The sequence below is a fragment of the Rhodococcus sp. HNM0569 genome (genome assembly GCF_012726205.1).
Taxonomy (GTDB): Bacteria; Actinomycetota; Actinomycetes; order Mycobacteriales; family Mycobacteriaceae; genus Rhodococcus_F.
Genome location: NZ_JAASAE010000031.1, coordinates 1 through 4,972, shown reverse-complemented (window position 1 = coordinate 4,972; position 4,972 = coordinate 1). Strand labels below are relative to the sequence as shown.

The window sequence follows — 4,972 nt, the reverse complement described above, 5'->3', positions numbered from 1 at the left end:
CGCACGCCCGACCGGAGCCACCCGTCGATCTTGGTGCGCAGCGCGTCGTCGTCACGTACGCGCGCACCGAGGGCGGCGACGTTCTCGGCGATCTTGGTGCGCAGCGTGCTGTTCGGGTCGTCGGCGGACTCGAGGATGAGCCGCTTCGCGACGGCCCACGTGGACGCGGCGAGATTGGTGACCTCTTCGCGGCCCATGATCTCGGCCTTGATCTTCTCGGCCTTCGCGATGGTCGTCGGGTCGTTCTGGAGGTCGTCGGCGAACTCGATCAGGAACCGGTTCGCTGCCTGCCGCACTTCGTGGTCGGGGTTCGAACGCACCTTCCACGTGAACTCGACGAGTTCCTTGTGGATCTTCTCGCCCAGCAGCGAGTCGACGAACTTGGGCGACCACGACGGTGAATCGCGCGAGATCACCCGGTCGATCGTGTCCTGACTGCCGAGTGCCCACTGGTGCGCGCGTTCGGCGAGCAGATCGATCACCGGCAGCTGACGGTTCTCCCGGAGCAGTTCGCCGAGCACACGCCCCAGCGGCGGGCCCCACTCCGGCTCGGCGAGCCTGCGCACGATCGTGTGGTCGATGATCTGCTGCACGTCCTCGTCCCGCAGCACACCGACCACGCCGCGCATGATCGTCGACGCCTCGGCAGCGACACGTTCGGCATTGCGCGGCTCGGCGAGCCACGTGCCCAGCCGCAGCGGCACCCGCGCGCTGTCGACCTTGGCGGCGACGACGTCGGCGGACAGGAAATTGCTGCCGACGAAGTTGCCGAGGCTCGCGCCGAGCTGGTCCTTCTTGCGTTTGATGATCGCGGTGTGCGGGATCGGCAACCCGAGCGGATGGCGGAACAGCGCGGTGACTGCGAACCAGTCGGCGAGCGCACCGACCATGCCCGCCTCGGACGCGGCCCGCACGTAGCCGACCCATTCGCCCGCGCCGCGGGTCTCCTGCCAGCGCGAGAACAGGTAGACGATCGTGGCGAAGACGAGGAATCCGGTCGCGACGGTCTTCATGCGACGCAGATCGCGTCGCTTCGCGGCGTCGTCGAAGGTAGCGAGTGTCAGGTCGGGCACGTGACCCATTCTGCCCCCGCAACGCGTTCGGCCCGCGTGTGCGGACACGCCACCCGGGTCGACATGCGCCGCGCATTAGGCTGTGACCGACGAACAGAACGAATGGATGTGAACGAGACCGGTGTCGCAGGACGAGACGACAGCAGTGCAGGAGTCGACAGAAGTGAGCGAATCCGTGTCACCCGCCGAGCCGCCGAAGACCAAACCCGTCAAGACCGACGGCCGCAAGCGGCGCTGGCACGAGCACAAGATCGCGCGCCGCGAAGAGCTGGTCGACGGCACGATCGCCGCCATCCGTGTGCGCGGTCGCGATGTCGGGATGGACGAGATCGCTGCCGAGATCGGCGTGTCGAAGACGGTGCTGTACCGGTACTTCACCGACAAGAGCGACCTCGTGAACGCGACGATGCGCCGGTTCGTCCAATCCGTTCTCGCGCCGCGCGTGTACGCCGCGGTGCACAGCGACATGAGCGAGTACGAGCTGACCCAGGCGTCGGTCACCGCGTACGTCGAGACCGTCGCGGCCGATCCCGAGATCTACCTGTACATCATGGCGAACGGCCAGGGCGCGGACACGAGCGTCATCGCCGATTCCGAGCGGATGATCGCGGAGGTCCTCGCAACGGTTCTGGGCGAGAAGCTGCGCGAGTTCGAGATGGATTCGGGCGGCGCGGTGCCGTGGGCGTACGGCATCGTCGGCGCGGTGCGACTCGGGACGCACTGGTGGATCTCGAACCCGTCGATGACGTCGGAGGACCTGATCAGCTACCTCACGATGATGATCTGGGGCAGCATCCAGGGAATCATGGAGGCCAACGGTTCGCCGACGCGTTTCAAGGCCCTCGATCACACGCTGCGCACGTCCGAAACCGACTGATCCCGCCGGGCACTCTTGTGTAACTTCCGGTAACACGTAATCATGGTCGGTGTGAACGAACCGCACGACATCGACCCGCACGCCCCCGACGCGCACGAGGCCGGCCATCACGACGAACCCGAGGGCTACCGTGGCGACGCCGAGGTCACGGTCGTCCCGAGCGAGGGCGGGGCAGTTTCCCCGGTCACCGTCAAGGTCGAGTTCGCAGGCAACTTCGAGCCGATCAGCGGCCGTTACCTGTGGCACGGCCGGGTCCGCTCGCTCGGCGAGAAGCTCGCGGGCACGCCCGTCGACATCGGCACCGAACTGACGGTCACCACGCCGGAAGGCACCGCGACCGCCCGAGTCATCGCGATCGACCTGTGGGGCAGCCACATGGTCGAAGGCATCAGCGCGCCACCGTTCGCCTGGATCTGACCGGGGCAGGTTCCGGTGCGAACTCAGCGCAGCAGAGCCAGCGTCTGTTGCGCGGCGTCGGCCAGCGCCGCTCCGTACGCCCGCCCGTGCCCGACGGCGTGCACCGCGAGCGGGTGCAACTGATGGACCGGGACCCGGTCGCGCCACCCGTCGGCGAGCGGGTGCACGTCCTGGTAGCCGGCGACGACCCGGTCGAGATACGGGCAGCCGAACAGCCCGAGCATCGCGAGATCGGTTTCGCGATGGCCGCCGTGCGCAGCGGGGTCGATCAGCACGACACCCTCGTCGGTCCACAACACGTTGCCGTTCCACAGGTCGCCGTGGATCCGTGCGGGCACGCCAGCGGTCGCGTCGAGCGGGCCGTCGTCGACGGCGGCGCACGCGCGCTCGACGAGGTCGGCCTCGACGGACGTGAGATTGCCGCGCTCGACGGCGAGCGGAACGAACGGGCGAACCCGCTCGCGCACGTAGAAGCGCCCCCAGCGGGAATCGGTGCCGGAGCCCATCTCGCGCTCGCCGATGTAGAGCGGCCCGGTGTGTCCGTGCGGCGGCGAACCGAACTCGGGCGCGCCGCTGTCGTGCACGCGCGCAAGGGTCGCACCGAATGCGGTGGCCGCCTCGGGGAGCGCACGTGAGACCGGCACCCGCGCGAGATCGATGAAGCCGGGCCCGACGTCGAGGACGTCGGCGACGCGCGCGCCGCCGGCGGCGAGCCAACGAAGGCCGGCGGCTTCGGCCTCGAAGAACCCGCGCGGAGCGTCCGCGCGGGACTTGTGGAAGACGGCATTCGGACCGGCCATCGGTCCGACGATAGCCGAGTACGACGACCCTCGCGGCGGTCCGTGCACAGGCGCACGCGCAGCGCCTGGAGGTTTGACGACGCGCCTACCGGGGCATCTATTCGGGCGAGCCCGCGGTTCTACAACCCACTCTTCCGTACGCCGACTCCCGAGCACGCGGAGGCGTCTTCTTCCACACACCGACGAGGTGAACACATGCGCACTGCCCCCACCGAATCACGACCGCTGCGGATATCGATGGTCGCCGAACAGGCGAATCCGCTGGCCCGAGAGGGACTCGGGCCGTTGTGGTCGCGCAGCACGCATGTCGCGGAACTGTCGGCGGCACTCGCTCGTGCAGGGCACGACGTTACCGTCTTCACGCGCCGCGATCGCGACGACGCGCCGGAGCGGCAGACCACGGCCGACGGCTACGACGTCGTGAACGTGCCCGTCGGGCCGCCCGAGCCGATTCCCCCGGGCGAGGCGTTGCCGCTCATGGGCGAGTTCGGTGGATTCCTCGAGAACATGTGGGAACTGGACCGCCCGGATCTGGTGCACGCGCACTACTGGATGTCGGGCATCGCGACACAGCTCGCGACGAAACTGCTCGGAATCCCGTCGGTACAGACGTTCCACACGCTCGGCGCGATGGAACGCCGTTTCGCTCGTCCGGATCGCGCGGCGAACGATCGCATCCGCCTCGAACAGTTGATCGCGCGCGGAGCGACGCGGGTGCTCGCGACGTGCACGGACGAGGTGTTCGAGCTGTCCCACCAGGGACTGCCACGCACCCGGACGTCGATCGTGCCCGCAGGCGTCGACGTCACCCGCTTCGCACCGGACGGACCGCGTGAACTGGACGGCGCGCTCGCGTCGAAGGACGCGCAGCACCGGTTGGTCGCGGCGGGCACGATCGTCCCGAGCCGAGGGTTCGAGACCGCGATCGAGGCGATGAAATGGCTGCCCGACGCCGAACTCGTGATCGCGGGTGCCGCACCGGACGACAAGAACCTCGCGCGATTGAAGTCCGCCGCGAAGCGCTACCGCGTCACCGGGCGAGTCCGTTTCGTCGAGCGCGTTCCGCATACCGACATGCCTGCGCTGCTGCGCTCGGCCGATGCCGTGGTGTGTACGCCGTGGTTCGAGCCGACCGCCACTCTGGCGCTCGAAGCGCACGCGTGCGGAACTCCCGTGGTCGCGGCCGCGGTCGGAGCACTGCGGGAAACCGTTGCCGACGGAGTGACCGGCCGACTCGTGCCGCCACGCAACGCCCGCAAGCTCGCCGACGCGGTGCGCACTCTCCTCGGCGACGAGGAGACGCTCGCCGACTACAGCGTCGCCGCGCGTAAGCGGGCTACGACGCGCTACTCGTGGGACCGCATCGCGGAGGACGCCGTCAAGGCCTACTCCCGCTGTGTGTCGGCGCCGCCGAAACAGCAGTTGCGGCACGCGATGGCGGAGTGACCGGACGCGCTCACCGCGGGTGCGCTGCATCGACCGCGGTGTCGACGACGCCTTCCGCGATGTCGCGCAATTTCACGTTCTGCTGTTGCGACTGCGCCACGAGCAGTGCGAACGCCTCCTCGGCGTCGACTCCGCGCAGTGCCATCACGATGCCCTTCGCCTGATCGATGACGGCGCGGGACGCGAGCGCGGTGCGCAACTGCTCGACGTGTTCGCGGGTTCGGCGGTAGCGGCTCCAGTCGCGCACGGCGCGCGACGCGGCAGTGACGTACAAATCGAGCAGCGCGGCGTCCACCTCGTCGAACGCGTCGACACGGGTGCTGTAGAGGATGAGAGCACCGGAGGTGCCGTCGAGATCG

At 68.8% G+C, this 4,972-nt stretch carries 6 protein-coding genes; 3 read left to right on the top strand and 3 right to left on the bottom strand.

Features of this window, described 5'->3' with window-relative positions:
* Positions 1-1,073 (bottom strand): DUF445 family protein (locus tag HCA44_RS20640; protein WP_346764834.1); only part of this gene is annotated, 1,073 nt, incomplete at its 3' end.
* 163 nt (positions 1,074-1,236) lie between these two features.
* Between HCA44_RS20640 and HCA44_RS20635 the strand changes: the two genes are divergently transcribed.
* Entirely contained in the window at positions 1,237-1,950 is a 714-nt protein-coding gene (locus HCA44_RS20635) for a TetR/AcrR family transcriptional regulator (RefSeq protein ID WP_346764833.1), read from the top strand.
* Between the two features lie 51 nt (positions 1,951-2,001).
* Entirely contained in the window at positions 2,002-2,367 is a 366-nt protein-coding gene (locus HCA44_RS20630; RefSeq protein ID WP_346764832.1) for a DUF4873 domain-containing protein, read from the top strand.
* A gap of 23 nt (positions 2,368-2,390) precedes the next feature.
* On the opposite strand, the gene HCA44_RS20625 is transcribed toward HCA44_RS20630, so the two are convergent.
* Positions 2,391-3,167, bottom strand: a complete 777-nt coding sequence (locus HCA44_RS20625) for a fructosamine kinase family protein (protein WP_169651205.1) — start codon at positions 3,165-3,167, stop codon at positions 2,391-2,393.
* Between the two features lie 195 nt (positions 3,168-3,362).
* Between HCA44_RS20625 and HCA44_RS20620 the strand changes: the two genes are divergently transcribed.
* On the top strand, positions 3,363-4,613 hold the full coding sequence (locus HCA44_RS20620; protein WP_240945700.1) for a glycosyltransferase: 1,251 nt from the start codon (positions 3,363-3,365) through the stop codon (positions 4,611-4,613).
* A 10-nt stretch (positions 4,614-4,623) separates the two neighbouring features.
* On the opposite strand, the gene HCA44_RS20615 is transcribed toward HCA44_RS20620, so the two are convergent.
* Positions 4,624-4,972: ANTAR domain-containing protein (locus HCA44_RS20615; RefSeq protein ID WP_169651204.1), on the bottom strand; the 349-nt coding region annotated here is incomplete at its 5' end.

What these genes read in the sequence shown, in the direction of transcription:
- HCA44_RS20620 (WP_240945700.1), top strand. Translation starts at nt 3,363, where the DNA reads ATGCGCACTGCCCCCACCGAATCACGACCGCTGCGGATATCGATGGTC.
- HCA44_RS20625 (WP_169651205.1), bottom strand. Translation starts at nt 3,167, where the DNA reads ATGGCCGGTCCGAATGCCGTCTTCCACAAGTCCCGCGCGGACGCTCCG.